The organism is Psychroserpens sp. S379A (assembly GCF_049800755.1).
Taxonomy (GTDB): Bacteria; Bacteroidota; Bacteroidia; order Flavobacteriales; family Flavobacteriaceae; genus Psychroserpens.
On the sequence record NZ_JBNAFQ010000002.1, the window covers coordinates 359834 to 377163 of the forward strand.

At 32.6% G+C, this 17330-nt stretch carries 13 protein-coding genes; 9 read left to right on the forward strand and 4 right to left on the reverse strand.

Translation table 11 applies throughout. The features are described from left to right. Window positions 1–128 precede the first annotated feature (128 nt). Both rbfA and ACP15M_RS06395 read left to right on the forward strand, forming a co-directional pair. Window positions 129–524 (forward strand): 30S ribosome-binding factor RbfA, encoded by a 396-nt coding sequence (rbfA, locus tag ACP15M_RS06390; protein WP_425076354.1) that lies wholly within the window; start codon window positions 129–131, stop codon window positions 522–524. 22 nt (window positions 525–546) lie between these two features. Then, window positions 547–1752: an ABC transporter permease gene (locus ACP15M_RS06395; protein ID WP_425076355.1), complete on the forward strand. Its 1206-nt coding sequence runs from the start codon at window positions 547–549 to the stop codon at window positions 1750–1752. Window positions 1753–1847: 95 nt separating this feature from the next. On the opposite strand, the gene dusB is transcribed toward ACP15M_RS06395, so the two are convergent. Both dusB and ACP15M_RS06405 read right to left on the reverse strand, forming a co-directional pair. Next, entirely contained in the window at window positions 1848–2843 is a 996-nt protein-coding gene (gene dusB / locus ACP15M_RS06400; RefSeq protein ID WP_425076356.1) for a tRNA dihydrouridine synthase DusB, read from the reverse strand. Window position 2844: 1 nt separating this feature from the next. After that, entirely contained in the window at window positions 2845–4074 is a 1230-nt protein-coding gene (locus tag ACP15M_RS06405; protein ID WP_425076357.1) for a M28 family peptidase, read from the reverse strand. A 60-nt stretch (window positions 4075–4134) separates the two neighbouring features. Between ACP15M_RS06405 and ACP15M_RS06410 the strand changes: the two genes are divergently transcribed. Continuing rightward, the gene (locus tag ACP15M_RS06410) at window positions 4135–5241 is read left to right on the forward strand and encodes a TolB family protein (protein ID WP_425076358.1); all 1107 of its coding nucleotides are present in this window, start codon (window positions 4135–4137) and stop codon (window positions 5239–5241) included. Between the two features lie 64 nt (window positions 5242–5305). Here the strand turns inward: ACP15M_RS06410 and ACP15M_RS06415 are convergent, their stop codons facing one another. Then, window positions 5306–7720 carry a TonB-dependent receptor domain-containing protein gene (locus ACP15M_RS06415; RefSeq protein ID WP_425076359.1) on the reverse strand — a complete coding sequence of 805 codons (2415 nt, stop codon included), beginning with the start codon at window positions 7718–7720 and terminating at the stop codon, window positions 5306–5308. 153 nt (window positions 7721–7873) lie between these two features. Here ACP15M_RS06415 and lepA point away from each other — a divergent pair, with 153 nt between their 5' ends. Continuing rightward, window positions 7874–9670: a translation elongation factor 4 gene (gene lepA / locus ACP15M_RS06420; protein WP_425076360.1), complete on the forward strand. Its 1797-nt coding sequence runs from the start codon at window positions 7874–7876 to the stop codon at window positions 9668–9670. A gap of 7 nt (window positions 9671–9677) precedes the next feature. On the opposite strand, the gene ACP15M_RS06425 is transcribed toward lepA, so the two are convergent. Beyond that, window positions 9678–11519, reverse strand: coding sequence for a cation:proton antiporter (locus tag ACP15M_RS06425; protein ID WP_425076361.1), 1842 nt, complete (start codon window positions 11517–11519; stop codon window positions 9678–9680). 155 nt (window positions 11520–11674) lie between these two features. Here ACP15M_RS06425 and ACP15M_RS06430 point away from each other — a divergent pair, with 155 nt between their 5' ends. From ACP15M_RS06430 to rnpA, 5 genes are all read left to right on the forward strand, one after another. Then, on the forward strand, window positions 11675–12535 hold the full coding sequence (locus ACP15M_RS06430) for an MBL fold metallo-hydrolase (RefSeq protein WP_425076362.1): 861 nt from the start codon (window positions 11675–11677) through the stop codon (window positions 12533–12535). Between the two features lies 1 nt (window position 12536). Further along, window positions 12537–14150, forward strand: a complete 1614-nt coding sequence (locus ACP15M_RS06435; protein WP_425076363.1) for a S8 family peptidase — start codon at window positions 12537–12539, stop codon at window positions 14148–14150. Between the two features lie 18 nt (window positions 14151–14168). Then, window positions 14169–16043 carry a M1 family metallopeptidase gene (locus tag ACP15M_RS06440; protein WP_425076364.1) on the forward strand — a complete coding sequence of 625 codons (1875 nt, stop codon included), beginning with the start codon at window positions 14169–14171 and terminating at the stop codon, window positions 16041–16043. 96 nt (window positions 16044–16139) lie between these two features. Then, entirely contained in the window at window positions 16140–16934 is a 795-nt protein-coding gene (locus ACP15M_RS06445) for a S24 family peptidase (protein ID WP_425076365.1), read from the forward strand. 6 nt (window positions 16935–16940) lie between these two features. Then, window positions 16941–17318 carry a ribonuclease P protein component gene (rnpA, locus tag ACP15M_RS06450; protein WP_425076366.1) on the forward strand — a complete coding sequence of 126 codons (378 nt, stop codon included), beginning with the start codon at window positions 16941–16943 and terminating at the stop codon, window positions 17316–17318. The last annotated feature ends 12 nt before the right edge of the window (window positions 17319–17330 follow it).

Here is a 17330-nt window from a genome sequence, read left to right on the forward strand (position 1 = left end):
GAATCTTATATTTTGAGTTTTTTTAAATAATGACTATCTTATAATCTAAGGTATGAATTTTACTGTCAAAAACAAGATAATACTTAAATATCCTCTACTTTTGCAGAGGACTACACATAATAGTTACTATGGAAGAAACACAAAGACAAAAAAAAATTGGAGGCATCCTTCAACAAGACCTTGCTGAAGTTCTACAAAAAGCAGCTACTGATGGTGGATTGAGAGGTGTAATTATTTCTGTGAGTAAGGTAAATGTTACAACAGACTTGTCTATTGCAAAAGCCTACCTCAGTATTTTTCCGAATAAAGATGCTAAAAAATTACTAGATGGTATTCGTTCTAATACACCTTTAATAAGACATGAGTTAGCACAACGTACCAAACACCAATTACGTCGTATGCCTAACTTAGAGTTTTTTATTGATGATTCTTTAGAATATATAGATGGTATCGAAAAATCCTTGAAAGGCGAAGATAATCCTATCAAAAATAAAGACCTTTTAGATAAACGTAAAAAGTCCTAAGCGTTACTTTCTAAATCAAAAAATGAACGTCTCATTATACATAGCTAAACGTTACTTGTTTTCAAAAAGCAGTAATAACGCTATTAATATAATGACCATTATAGCAGCTTCTGGAACTATAATTGCCTCTGCTGCCTTGTTTATTGTACTTTCTGGTTTTGCTGGATTAAAAGATTTTAGCTTAAAATTTTCTTCGTATGTCGATCCCGATTTAAAAGTGGTTCCTGTTCAAGGAAAATCATTCGATATCACTAAAGATCATATAAAACAATTAAATGCTGTAGATGCAGTGGCATCCTATTCAAAAATTATTGAAGAACGTGCTATTATTCAGTTTGACCAAAAACAACAAATCATTACGTTAAAAGGTGTTGATTCAAACTACAAAAAAGTAACTGCAATTGACTCTATGATTATTTATGGACGATGGTTAGAGCATGGCACATCACAAATTGTTTCTGGAGGAGGAATTTCTAACACCTTGTCTTTTGGTGTTTTAGATATTACTAAAAGTCTTACCATCGCTGTTCCTAAACCTGGAAAAGGACAAATTACTTCTGTAAAAAGTGCCTTCAACACTATAAAAGTATCAAATATTGGTGTGTTTAATATTAACGAAACTCTCAATTACGAATACATATATGCAGACATAGATATCGTAAAGCAACTCTTAAATTACAAAGACAATCAACTATCGGCTTTAGAATTTAAACTAAAACCAAATTCAAATGAAAGTGAAGTAAGACAAATGCTTCAAAATATCTTAGGAAACGATGTTCAAGTCAAAAACAAAACTCAGCTCAACGATGCGCTTTACAAAATGCTAAATACCGAAAACGTAGCAGTTTATCTCATATTCACTTTAGTCATTATTATAGCACTTTTTAATGTGATTGGAGCTTTAATTATGATGATTCTAGACAAAAAAGAATCCTTACACACACTATTTAACTTAGGTGCAACAACAAAAGAAATTAGACACATCTTCTTTCTACAAGGAAGCTTAATGACTATTTTAAGTGGCATTATCGGACTCATTTTAGGTTTTATAATTATCTTTTTACAAAAGCAATTTTCATTGGTTATGATTATTCCTTCAGAGCCTTATCCAGTAGTCATTCAGGCCATTAACTTTATCATTGTTTTGGTAACTATTACAACATTGGGTCTTTTGGCATCAAAACTAGCCTCTCAACGTATCACTAAAAATTTGATAAAATCTAATTAGATTTATTTGGGCAAGTTGCTAACGCAAACAGGCTGTTCGCTATATCTTTTGGTTATTACCAAAAGGATGCCACTGCCATCCTTCTTGCAATACAATCAAGTTGCAAATTCGTAACCAGAAAATTTATCTAAAACCTCATCAAAAGCTGCAAATACATCTTTTGAGTCGTCACTGGTTACCATTTTCATTCGGTATTCTTTAAAATTCGGAATCCCTTTAAAGTAGTTTGTATAATGACGTCTCGTTTCAAAAACACCTAACTTCTCACCTTTCCAATCTATCGACATTTGTAAATGACGTCTAGCAGCATCAACACGCTCTTCTAATGAAATTGGAGCTAGATGTTCACCTGTTTTAAAATAGTGCTTTACTTGCTTAAAAAACCAAGGATTACCAATAGTTGCACGACCAATCATTGCGCCATCTAAACCATAAGAATCTCGCATTTCTGCTGCGCGTTCTGGAGTATTAACATCACCATTTCCAAACACAGGAATATGCATTCTCGGATTATTTTTTACTGCAGCAATAGGTTTCCAATCAGCATCTCCTTTATACATTTGAGCACGTGTTCTTCCGTGAATAGCAATCGATTTAATGCCAACGTCTTGTAAACGTTCAGCAACTTCAACAATTTTTATAGAATCGTGATCCCAACCCAATCTGGTTTTTACAGTTACAGGTAAATTGGTACGTTTTACCATTTCAGCCGTTAACTGTTCCATTAAACATACATCTTTCAAAATACCAGCTCCTGCACCTTTACTCACAACTTTTTTTACAGGACAACCAAAATTGATGTCAATAATATCTGGATTAGATTGCTCAACAATATCAATAGTTTGCAGCATACTATCCATGTTGGCACCAAAAATCTGAATCCCAACAGGACGCTCTTTTTCATAAATATCGAGTTTCATAACGCTTTTAGCAGCATTACGAATCAAACCTTCACTAGATACAAATTCGGTATACACTACATCTGCACCTTGCTCTTTACATAACGCTCGAAATGGAGGATCACTAACATCTTCCATTGGAGCCAACAACAACGGAAAGTCAGAAAGTTCTATGTCGCCTATCTTTACCATACTAAAATTCAATCACTGCTTCTACTTCGTCTTCTCCACGTTTTACAGTTACTTTGGTTGTATCGCCATTATCAAACGTTGATAATGCTCGCATATAACTCATCATATCTGTCACTAGACTATCACCAAGTTTAACTACTATATCGCCTTTTTGAAGTCCTGCTTTTTGTGCTGGTTTATCTTCACTAACACCATCAATACGCATACCTTTTCCGTCGTAGAGATAATCTGGAATAACACCTAAACCAACTTTAAATCTTGGTACATCTTCACTTTCATTCTTCGTTTTCCTAAATGCTAATTTTCCATTATCATCTAAATCTGAAATAATGTCGAAAATATAAGATGAAATGATTTCCATCCCTTCATAATTCAACTTTTCAAAATCGTCTCCTGGTTTATGATAATCCTCATGTTGACCAGTAAAAAAATGTAATACAGGAATATCACTATTGTAAAACGAAGTGTGATCACTTGGACCAACACCAGATTCATTTTCTATAACTTTAAATTTAGAATTGTTAGCTTTTACAACTTGTTTTAAAATTGGAGAGGTTCCTACGCCATAAACCGCTAAAGTACTATCTTGTTTTAAACGACCAACCATATCCATATTAATCATATAGTTCGCTTTAGACAAATCAATTGTTGGGTTTTTAGTAAAATAATTAGAACCTAGTAATCCCATTTCTTCACCTGAAAATGCCATAAACAAATAGTTGTTACCTGTATTCTTTTCCTTTAGTTTCATCGCTAAGTTTAATAATACTGCAACTCCACTCGCATTATCATCTGCGCCATTGTGAATTTCTTGAGATTCACCTCTAAACAAAGAGCCTTCAGCGCCATAACCTAAATGATCGTAATGTGCACCAATAATAATAGTGTTCTCTGCTTCATTATCTAAAAACCCAATCACATTGGTTCCTGTAATTGTGCTATCTCCATCTTTAACAGTGTAGTTAACTTCTTGATGAGGATCGGTTTTGGGTTTAAATGAAAACGCTTGAAAATAATCTTCAGTGCCTTTAGCTGTTAAGCCTAAACTTTTAAAACGAGATGCTATATAGTTTGCTGCTGCTTTCTCACCATCGCTTCCTGTTTGTCTGCCTTCAAGTTCATCTGATGCTAAAAAAACAACATCATCTTTAATACTAATTGATTCAACTTTTGTTTCTGTCTTGCATCCAATCAATACAATTAAAAAAAGGACAAATAATATGTTTTTCATCGTATGAAGTCTTAATTTTGAACAAAATTAGGTATATAAATAATATTTATATCAAGAATTATGAAAAAAACTAACACACTTATTATCCTTTTAGGATTGTTAATAATATCTTGTAAATCTGACAAAAAGGAGTCTTCAACAGATGCTGTTTCAGGAGCAACCAAATGGGTAGACTCTTTAATTTATCCTGGCGAAAAACATTTTAAATCCATTCGTCAAGTTACTTTTGGTGGTGATAATGCCGAAGCCTATTGGAGTTTTGATGACAAACAACTGGTGTTTCAATCTAATAATAAAGAATGGAATGTTGGTTGTGACCAAATGTTTTTAATGAATGTAGATGAGACTTTCAAAGACAAAACACCTCCTATGATTAGTACTGGAAAAGGTCGTACAACTTGTGCTTATTTTTTGCCAGACAATAAACATATCATCTATGCCTCAACACATTTACAACAAGATGAGTGTCCAGACACACCATTGCGTAAAAACGGAAAATACATCTGGCCAATCTATGATAGCTATGATATTTTTGTAGCAGACTTAGAGGGTAATATTGTTAAGCAATTAACAAATGAAGTTGGTTATGACGCTGAGCCAACAGTATCTCCTAAAGGTGATAAAATAGTGTTCACCTCAACACGAAGTGGTGATTTAGAGTTATACACTATGAATATTGACGGAAGTGATGTTAAACAAATCACTAACGAATTAGGTTACGATGGAGGCGCTTTCTTTTCACCAGATGGAACAAAACTAATTTTCCGTTCATCTCGACCTAAAACAGAACAAGAAATCAAAGAATATAAAGATTTACTAGCCGAAGGTTTGGTTGAGCCTACAGATATGGAACTTTATATTTGTAATGCCGACGGAAGTAATTTGCGTCAGTTAACCGATTTAGGAAATGCGAATTGGAGTCCGTTTTTTCATCCTTCTGGAAAAAAAGTGTTATTCTCATCTAACTTTGAAGCTGAACGTGGTTTTCCGTTTAACCTTTATTTAATTGATATTGATGGAAAGAACCTAGAGCGTGTCACTCATGGAGAAACCTTTGATGCTTTTCCTGTGTTTTCTAACGATGGAAAATACTTGGCATTTTCTTCCAATAGAAATAATGGAGGAGGACGTGATACAAATTTATTTATTGCAGAGTGGCAAGACTGAGATTCTTCATTTAATCTGAAACTCAACAGGAGTAGTTCCGTTTAGTTGTTGATGCAACATTGAATTAATTCTCTTGCTTTTCTAAACGCTCTCGTTCTTCAGAATCGATAGCACGAGCATTACTATTCAATTTAGTATTTCCAAACTTATATCTAAAACCTAGTCTTACAAAACGATTATCGATATCAACAAACCGTGTACTAAATTGGTTTTGGTACTTTACATTAGAATCAGAATCTTGCATATTAAACAAGTCACTCACAGATAAAGAGAGTATCCCTTTTTTATTTAAAATCGTTTTAGAGATTGCTAAGTCTGAAAACAATCGGTCTTCAACAGTTTGGAAACCTTGAAGGTTTTTTCCAACCCAAGTTAAAACAAAGCTAATATTTAAGCTATTGTCTTTTAAAAGGGTAAAATCATTTTGTAATTCAGAATAATTAGACCACTGATTTTGTGTCACAAACCCTTGTCCGAAATTGGTTTCTTCTTCAAAATTGTAAAACGATGTTACAGCATAAACCGACCATCTATTCGTAGCATTAAAATAAGTTATAAAATCAAAGCCATACTCTACTGTTTTATCGAAATTCACAGAAATATAATCAATAACATTGGTGTTGTTATCTTGTCTAGGAATTTCTGAAATTGCGCCATCAAAATTCTTGTAATACGCCTCAAACGTGAAATAATCTGTAATATTAGTGCCTACAACAAAATGGTCTGTAAATGTTGGTGCTAAAAACGGATTTCCAGACACCACATAATTATCGTTTAAGAAAAATCGAAATGGATTTAACGACGCGTAACTTGGTCGCGCAATACTTCTTTTGTAGTTTGCTTTTATACTATAATCATAAGAAAAATTATACTGTATGTTGGCGTTTGGAAACCATTCTAGGTAATCTTGAGTATTTTTAATATTGGTTAATGGTGAGTTTCCTTCTACATTAGTTTGTTCAACTCTTAAGCCAGCATTGACGCTCCATTTTTCGGTACTTAAATCGTAATTTACATAAGCAGCATAAATTTGTTCATCATAATCAAACGCATCAGAATTTTGAGTATCAATGGTTTCATTGCCAGAATTCAAATCAACATCAAACTGAGTAATATCACTTTCGGTTTTGGTATTTGATAATTTAAGTCCTGTTTCAAAATTAGAAGATTCACTTAAAGGTAAACTATAATCTATTTTACCAGCAAATATATTCGTATCTTGATTATTAGTTGTATTAAAAGCACTAGCATTTAGAAATGAATTATTTACATCGTAAAAATTACTAATCACACCTTGATTTCTCTCATAATTATAATTGGTGTAATGTGTATTAATGGCAAGGCTTCCTTTTTTAAAACTATGGTCAAAATCTAAGTCGAATGCTAGATTATACTTGGTATCTCGAGATAAATTATCTGCTGTAAATCTAGAATCAAAATCACCATTAGCATCACGTATCGTGGTATTATTGTCGATTTTATACTTAAAATACGGAAGGTATAAAGCGCTTGTAGAAAAGCTCAACGTATTATTGTCACTAATAAAATAATCGAAGTTAGCATTAAGGTTATGTGTTTCTGACCAAGTGTTTCTATTCGTGATTGATTGCCAACTTTCGTCTGTAGTATTTGAAGCATTTAAAAAATTTACAGTATCATCACCATCTCTATTAATTTTAGCTTTTGAATAGCTGTAGTTCACATTCAAGCTAATGTCTTCATTTTTAAAAAAATGACTTGTTCCAGCTGTATATCTAGGAAATACTGCTTGTGTATAATTTGAAAACACACTTCCTCTATAACCTGTAACTAGATTTTTACTCATTATAATATTTAACACAACACCACTTTCGGCATCATATCTAGCAGAAGGATTGGTTATTACTTCAACCGATTTAATAGCATTGGCAGACGAGCCTTCTAAAAGCTGATTTAAGTCTTCTGAAGACAAATTGACTTTTCGATTATTAATATAAACCGTTGGATTCGAGTTTTTAACAGTAATTTCATCACCAATAACCAAAACACCTGGTGTACTTTTTAACACTTGAAGCATATTACCTTCAACTAAAGCGGTTTTTTCAATATTAAAAACCAAACGATCTGCTTCTCGCTTTATGGTTGGCTTTTGAGCTATAATACTTATCTCGTCTAGTTGCTCAGATGCCTCTTTCAATACAATTGTTTGTAAATCTAAAGTTCCTGTAAGCACAATTTTTTGAGTAAACTCAGTAAAACCAATATAACTCACTTTAATCACATAGGTTTTGGCTTCTAAATTGTTGAGGCTAAAAAAACCCGTTTGGTCTGAAGATGTGCCTTTTAAAACTTCAGATCTATCTTCAGAAAACAAAACCACATTAGCAAATTCAATTGGGTTGTTTTCTGCATCAATAACAATTCCTGAAACAGAAAAATCCTGTCCATAACTCAATATTGAATATAGAAACAAAAATGTAAAGATGTGTAGGGACTTCAAACTAAAATTAGAATTTAATATGCAATATAGCATTTGTTTTTAAATCCTTTTTACGGATTTTCCATACATGTTGAGGTTTTTGTAAACATTTAAAGCGTTTTATGCATAATAAATCAATTATATTTGCAGCATCTTTTAAAGGAGATTTGATTTATGAAGCACATTAGAAACTTTTGCATTATTGCACATATTGATCACGGAAAAAGTACTTTGGCAGATCGATTACTCGATTATACTGGAGCTGTTACTTCACGCGAAAAGCAAGACCAACTTTTAGATAATATGGATCTAGAACGTGAACGTGGTATTACAATTAAGTCGCATGCCATTCAAATGGAGTATGCCTTTGAAGGTCAAGAGTATGTGTTAAACTTAATCGACACTCCAGGTCACGTTGATTTTTCTTATGAAGTATCACGATCTATTGCTGCTTGTGAAGGTGCATTGTTAATTGTTGATGCTGCACAAAGTATACAAGCGCAAACCATTTCTAATTTATACCTTGCTTTAGAAAATGATTTAGAAATTATTCCTGTTTTAAATAAAGTAGATTTACCTAGCGCAAATCCTGAAGAAGTTACTGATGATATTGTCGATTTGTTAGGTTGTGATCCTGAAGAAGTGATTCATGCTAGTGGAAAAACAGGTTTTGGTGTCGATAATATTTTAAAAGCAATTATTGAACGTATTCCAGCGCCTGAAGGTAATGTAGATGAACCGCTTCAAGCTTTAATTTTTGATTCGGTTTACAATCCGTTTCGAGGTGTTGAAACTTATTTTAGAGTGATTAATGGTTCCATAAAGAAAAACCAACAAATTAAATTTATTGCGACTGGAAAAACGTATGGTGCTGATGAAGTTGGAACTTTAAAGCTGAAACAATTTCCAAGACAGGAAATAAAAGCTGGAGATGTAGGCTATGTCATCACTGGAATTAAGGAAGCAAAAGAAGTAAAAGTTGGTGATACGATTACAGATGCTAAAAATCCAACAACCAATGCAATTGAAGGATTTGAAGATGTAAAGCCAATGGTATTTGCTGGAATTTATCCTGTTGATACTGAAGATTATGAAGACCTTCGTGCATCAATGGAAAAGCTTCAATTGAATGATGCATCGTTGGTGTTTACACCTGAAAGCTCTGCAGCTTTAGGTTTTGGTTTTCGTTGTGGCTTCCTTGGAATGCTTCATATGGAAATTATTCAAGAACGTTTAGAGCGCGAATTTGATATGACTGTAATTACTACAGTTCCTAATGTATCGTATCATGCCTTTACAAATAAGCATCCTGATGAGGTTATCATTGTTAATAATCCTTCCGATTTACCAGAGCCTTCAACTTTAAATCGTGTTGAAGAACCTTATATAAAAGCTACCATTATCACAAAATCTGATTTTGTTGGAAATGTGATGTCGCTTTGTATTGAAAAACGTGGTATTATTACCAACCAAACTTATTTAACTACAGAGCGTGTCGAACTCAATTTTGATATGCCTTTAGCTGAAATTGTATTTGATTTTTACGATCGATTAAAAACGGTTTCAAAAGGTTATGCTTCTTTTGATTATTCGCCAATTGGTATGCGTGCTTCTAAGTTGGTTCGTGTAGATATTTTATTAAATGCTCAAACAGTTGATGCGCTTTCGGCTTTAATTCATGCTGATAATGCTTATACTATTGGAAAGAAAATCACTGAAAAGTTAAAGGAACTTATCCCAAGACAACAATTTGATATTCCTGTTCAGGCTGCAATTGGTGCAAAAATTATTGCTAGAGAAACCATTAAAGCCTTGCGTAAAGATGTTACTGCAAAATGTTATGGTGGAGATATTTCTCGTAAGCGTAAACTATTAGAAAAGCAGAAAAAAGGTAAGAAGCGTATGCGTCAAGTTGGAAATGTTGAAATTCCGCAGCAAGCATTTATGGCTGTGTTAAAATTGAATGATTAACCTAAGGTTAAACTTCTTCAACATCAAAGGCTTTTCCTAAATAGACTAGCTTGTAACCTTCTTTAATCGTTCCTACGTCTTTACTAAAGGACGATATAATTTTTAAATCACCTTCGTCATTTTTTATAAAAAGAGGAATGACGTTTATATCCTTATTTGAAGTATCTATTAATTCTTCATAATGTTCTTTGTCTTGAATATCTGTTTCGTGTATTGCTGGATATTTTCTTGCTACTTCACTTAAATTAATGAAATCATCTGTAGGAGAAAACAAGCCTTCTTTTGGACTATTTGTAGTATCATTCATTTCATCTGAAGTTACTAATCTAAAACTTCCGTGTTCACCAAAATCTTTACCAAAATGTTCAATTGTGTATTTATTAATTTCAGAATTTGGTGTCATAGCCATTAAATAGCCAACATCGTTTAATTCAATATTGTCTGTAAGTGTATCTGAATAAATATTTGCACTCATGGCTTCAATACCTAATTCGTTTGCTTTATCAATATTAGATTGATTACTATCTATCATCACAACACTTCGTCCGTTTTCTTCAAGGTAATGTGCAATTAATCTCGAAAATTTAGAAGCACCAACAATAAGAATTCCATCAGATTTTGTTAAAAACACACCTACTATTTTAGCAAATAATCTAGCGGTTGTAGCGTTCAATAAAACGGTTCCTAGAACAATCATAAATACTAAAGGTGTAATATATTCGGCACCTTCAACACCTTGTTTTATTAGTTTGCTTCCAAAAAGTGATGCGATACCAGCTGCTACTATTCCACGAGGTCCAACCCAACTAATAAATAATTTTTCCTTTGTTTTAAGTTTAGATCCATATGTACTTAAAAACACTGCTATTGGTCTTATTGCAAAAACCACTATGGCAAATAAAATAGCTGTTTTCCAATTGTATAATAGTAACAAATCTTTAAAATCGATATTGGCAGCTAAAAGAATAAATAGAATTGAAATAAGTAATACACTTAAAGATTCTTTAAAATATAATAATTCTTTGATGTTTTGAAGCTTTCCGTTTCCTAGAACCATTCCCATAACCACTACTGCTAAAAGACCTGATTCGTGTGCAAACACATCAGATTCTACGTACACTAACAATACTGTTGAGAGTGAAACAACATTTAACAAATAATGCGGAATTAAACCTTTATTAATGGCAAATGCTAAAGCATGCGCAAAAGTGAATCCGAAAGTGGTTCCAAATAATATAATTTTTCCAAATTCAATAAACGCTGTTTTTGTAAAGCCACTATCACCTCCAACACTAATAAATTCAAAAACTAAAACTGCTACTAATGCACCTATTGGGTCAATTAAAATACCTTCCCATTTTAAAACTGTTGACACATCTTTTTTTAAAGGTATGTTTCTTAAAATAGGTGTAATTACAGTTGGACCTGTTACAATAATTAAGGCAGAGAATAAAAAGGAAATTTCCCAACTCAATTCAAAAATAAAGTATGACGCTAAAGCTGCTCCAAAAAAGGTAATAACAGCACCAAGAGTTATAAGTTTTGTAATTGATGGACCAACATTTTTAATCTCAGAACGCTTTAATGTGAGTCCGCCTTCAAATAAAATCACACTAATAGCCAAAGACACAAAATAGTATAAACCTTCACCTGGAAACAATCCTTTTTGTTGGCTTTCGTTCCAGATAGGTTCAATCCATTTTGTTCCATTTTCAGATAAAAATTCGGCTGCAATTGGTCCTACTAAAAGTCCAATTAATATTAACGGTAAAATTGCTGGTATTTTAAATTTCCACGCTACCCATTGTGCTAAAATACCTAAGATAATAATTCCTGCTAACTCTATCATTAATTTTGGTTTGATGTGGAGTAAAGTTAACAAGAATTAATCGAAATCAAAGCGCATAAAATCTCGATATCTTAATCAAAAAATTTAAAACCCTATAAATCTTAATTATATCACAAGAATTTTAAGGAGTTTAGCGTTTTTATTATTTTGCATTCATGAATTTATATCCTATAAACGCTGGAAATTTTAAACTAGATGGAGGCGCTATGTTTGGCGTAGTTCCAAAATCATTATGGACTAGAACTAATCCTGCTGACGCTAACAATATGATTGATATTGCAGCACGTTGTTTGTTAATTGAAGATGGAAATCGATTGATTTTAATTGATACTGGAATGGGAAATAAGCAAAGTGATAAGTTTTTTGGCTACTATTACCTTTGGGGAAATGACACCATTGATAACTCTCTTAAAACTCATGGATTTCATCGAGATGATATTACAGATGTATTTATGACACATCTGCATTTTGATCATTGTGGTGGAAGTATTCAATGGAATAAAGACCGAACAGGTTACGAGCCTGCTTTTAAAAATGCTCAATTTTGGAGCAACGAAAACCATTGGAAATGGGCAACACAACCTAATAATCGTGAAAAAGCATCGTTTTTAAAAGAAAATATTCTTCCGATGGAAGCGAGTGGTCAACTTAAGTTTACATCACTTCCAGAAATTGATATATTAAAAAATTCTGAATTAGGTTTCGATATCTTCTTTGCTAATGGACATACCGAAAAACAAATGATTCCTATGATTCAGTATAAAGGAAAAACCATTTGCTTTATGGCAGACTTACTTCCAACTGCTGGACATTTACCAATTCCGTTTGTAATGGGTTATGATACAAGGCCTTTGCTAACCTTAGATGAAAAAGCAAAATTTCTCAACATGGCAGCCGACCACAATTACTATCTTTTTTTAGAACATGATGCACATAATGAAATTATCACTGTTCAACATACTGAAAAAGGCGTTAGACTAAAAGATGTTTATACAACAAATGATATTTTTATTTAAGATGAATACTAACCTCAAATTTTTTGCTGTACTTTTTTGTACTTCTATATTCCTATTTACTTGTGGTAGTTCTGGTTCTATTGTGTCTACACCTGTTGAAAATGTAGATAGTTCACCACTAAAAGTATCTCTATTAACTGAAGTAGAACTAAATACATGGTCGCATTTAGACTTGATAAAAGATACTATTCCAGGTATGAGTGTTAATAAAGCATATGCAGAGCTCATCAAAAACAAAAAAGGAAAAACAGTTATTGTTGCTGTAATTGATTCTGCTACAGATATAGATCATGAAGATTTAGATGATGTATTATGGGTTAACAAAGATGAAATTCCTAACAACGGAAAAGACGACGACAACAATGGTTATATAGATGATATTCATGGTTGGAATTTTATTGGTGATACCTATTACGAACAATTGGAATATGTAAGATTATTAGCTTCAGGTGATCGAAGCAATCCAAGATATACCGAAGCTGAAGAAATGTATAATAATCAGTATCAAAAATATTCAGAACTTAAAACACGCTCGTCTAAATTATTACAAGAAGTCATTAAAGCTGATGATGCTATTTCTAAACATTTAAAAAAGAACGTTTATACTCAAAAAGAGGTGTTAGCAATAAAAACCGAAGACGAAACACTTCAAAATTCTGTGGCCTTAATTAGTTATGTTTTAGGGTTAGATTATAAAACTGTTGAAGCATTTAAAAATGCGGTTGAAGACGATTTGGTAACAATTAATACACGATTAGATTATCACCTAAACAAGAACTTTAAAGGGAGAAAAGTAAACGATAATCCTAATGATTTGTCAGATGTTGGTTATGGCAATAATAACCCAAGGCCAACTGTAACAACAGAAAGTCATGGCACTCATGTAAGTGGTATTATTTTAGCCGAACGAGATAATAATAAAGGCATAAAAGGTATTGCTAACAATGCTAAGCTTATGGCTATTAGATCAACACCAAATGGAGATGAACGAGATAAAGACGTGGCTTTGGCAATTCGTTATGCCGCAGATAATGGCGCAAAAATTATAAATATGAGTTTCGGAAAATCATTTTCACCTCAAAGTGATTGGGTTAGAGATGCTATTGTTTATGCGGCTTCTAAAGATGTACTTATTGTTCATGGAGCTGGAAATGATGGCCATAACATTGATGAACACAACAATTATCCTAATGATGCTATTGGTATAGATTCTGAAGTTACAGACAACTTCATTTCAGTTGGAGCTCTTACACCTAGATATGGTTCAAGTATGGTTGCCGATTATTCTAACTACGGAAAGATTAATGTAGATGTTTTTGCTCCTGGATCTGAAATTTATTCCTCAATACCCGAAAATAAATATAAAAGACAAAACGGAACATCAATGTCTGCTCCTAATGTTAGTGGAGTTGCAGCTTTAATTAGGTCACAATATCCAAACTTAACTGCTCCTCAAGTCAAACAAATTATTATGGATTCTGGTTTACCTATAAACACAAAGGTTGTTGTTGGCAAATCTAAAACTGTTGAAAACTTAACAGATATCTCAAAATCTGGAAAAATTGTTAATGCCTACAACGCACTAATTATGGCATCGCAAATGGCAAATCAATAATTCTTCAAAAAGCTACTTATGAAATATGTTGTTGCTGTTTTTCAAATGATTCTTTTATTCTTTGTTAGCTATATATTTGCTCAAGACATTCCTGAAATAGTTTATAAAACAGATACGTATTGGCAACAACAAGCAGATTATATTATGGCCATTGATATGGATGTTAACTCATATCAATTCAGCGGAAAACAAACCATAACGTACACAAATAATTCACCAGACGTTTTAAATAAAGTGTTTTATCACTTATATTTTAATGCGTTTCGGCCAGATAGCGAAATGGATATAAGAGCGCAAAACATTCCAGATCCAAGTAGGCGTTTGGTTCAAAATGTTGGTTCTAAAGAAGATCCTATTTATGAAAGTAGAATTGCAAAATTAAAACCTAATGAAATAGGTTATATTGATGTAGAATCTTTGCTTCAAAATGGAACTCAATTAAATTATAAAGTTGAAGGAACCGTTTTAGAAGTAGAATTAAACCAAGTTATTCAGCCTGGTGAACAAGTGAAATTTGATATGGTTTTTGAAGGGCAAATACCTCTTCAAATTCGACGTTCTGGGCGACATAACAAAGAAGGTGTTGCCTTGTCTATGGCACAATGGTATCCAAAATTAGCCGAATATGACAATGAAGGTTGGCATGCCTATTCTTATATTGCTAGAGAATTTTATGGTGTTTGGGGAAATTATGATGTAAAAATTACTATCGATAAAAACTATACTATTGGAGGTACAGGATATTTGCAAAATCCTGAAACTATAGGTCATGGTTATGCTTCTAAAACCATCGAAACTAAAGGAGATAAGCTCACTTGGCATTTTATTGCGCCTAATGTTCATGATTTTACTTGGGCAGCAGATCCTAATTATCAACATGATACTTTACAAGTAGATAATGGACCTATGCTTCATTTTTTCTATAAAAATACCATGACTCAAGAACAGCTTATAAATTGGAAACAATTGCAACCAAGAGCTGCAAAATTAATGACATACTTCAGTGATTTAATTGGTACATATCCTTACAAACAATACTCTATAATTCAAGGAGGAGATGGAGGAATGGAATATGGTATGTGTACCTTTATTAGAGGAGAAAAAGAGCTTGAAAGTATGTTTAGAACTACACTATCTCATGAAATGGCACATACTTGGTTTCAGTTTTTATTAGCAACCAATGAAGCTAAGCATGAATGGATGGACGAAGGGTTTGCAACCTATGTTGAATATAAAGCCATGGATGAGTTTTATAATGAAAATAAATCCAATCCTTGGGAAAAATCATATAATCGTTATATAGAAAATGCCACATCTGGTTTTGAGCAACCACAAAGCATTTATGCCGACAGATATGATTTAAACAGATCCTATAGTTCTTCTTCATATCATAAAGGTTGTGTATTTTTAGCACAATTAGCTTATGTAATTGGCGAAGAATATTTAGATAAAACTATTAAAAAATATTATTCCGATTTTGCTTTTAAACATCCTAAACCTTTTGATTTTATTCGCGTAGCTGAAAAAGTTTCTGGACTAGAACTCGATTGGTATTTAATCGATTTTTCGCAAACCACAAATACTATTGATTATTCAATAAAGGATATAGATGTAAAAACTATCACTTTAGAACGTATAGGTGAAATGGCAATGCCAATCGATCTTAGAGTAACTTATAAGGATGGAAGTGTGGAAGATTTTTACATTCCGTTGCGTGAAATGCGAGGAGAAAAACCAACCTCAGCAACACTTCTTAAAGATTGGGCTTGGACATATCCAACATATACCTTTTATACTTCAAAAAAAGTCGCATCTGTTCAAATTGATCCTTCGGGTTTAATGGCAGATGTGAATAAAGACAACAATACTTTAGCTACTAAAAAAAGAAACTAAAATAGTGTTATAATATATTACAACAAATGTTTGGTTTTGAAGTGCTTTTAGTATATTGGCAATTCAATAAAAATAAGAGTTTCAATACATTTAACCATGCTTCCTATAGATGAAAAAATAACAGCAATCATCCATCAATTTAACCTTAATAATTATGCATTTTCTAAACGTATAGGTGTTACAGGAACAACGATAGATAGTATTGTTAATGGAAGGCCTCAAAAAGATGGTTCTCGAAAAAAAACCAAACCTGGTTATGATGTTCTTTTGGCTATTATTGAAACTTTCGACATTAATCCTGATTATTTATTTGGAAAGAGTGAGGTTATGCTTGCTTCAGAAATCAAATCTATTCCAACATATTCTGGAATGCCACAGGTTATTTCAACAACTTTAGAAGGTGAAGAAAATGTGGTATTTGTATCAACAAAAGCAAAAGCTGGTTATTTAAATGGTTATGGAGATGTAGATTTTATTGAATCGCTTCCATCGTTTAAAATGCCACAATTAACCAACGGAACTTTCAGGTGTTTTGAAGTGCAAGGCAACTCTATGGTTCAAACATTTTTTGATGGAGATTTTGTTTTTGGAAAATACCTAGAAGCCATTTCAGATATTAAAGACAATGAAGTTTACATTGTTGTAAGTAAAAACGATGGTGTGGTTTTAAAACGCGTTATTAATCATTCAGAACATCAACAAAAACTCATTTTAAAGAGCGATAATAAGGATGGAAATTTTCCAGATTATAGCATCTCTTCAGAAGATGTTATGGAAATCTGGCAAGTGGTTATGTATGCATCAAAACAAATTCCTAAACCGGTTAATGTTTATGATAAATTGCATGAGTTAGAATGTAAAATTATGAATCTGGAACACAAAATTCAATAACATTAGATGTCGTTTTCGTATCCAAAAAAAGAAAAACTTAAAAGTGAGAAGTTAATAGGGCAACTGTTTTCTGAAGGTAAATCTGTGTCTGCTTTTCCGCTTCGAATGGTGTATCTAAAAACTGATTTTGATGATGAGGTTCAATTTAAAACTGGTGTTTCAGTAAGTAAACGAAATTTTAAAAATGCTGTCGATAGAAATCGCATTAAACGCTTATTAAGAGAAGCATACAGATTAAATAAAGCCTCTTATTTTAACAACATTTTAGGGTCTTATGCGTTAATGATTTTGTACATTAGTAAAGATGGAACAGATTTTGATTCCATAGACAAGAAAATGAAACTACTTTTAGATACTTTTTCTAAAAAAGTGTCACAAAACTAAATGATGAACATG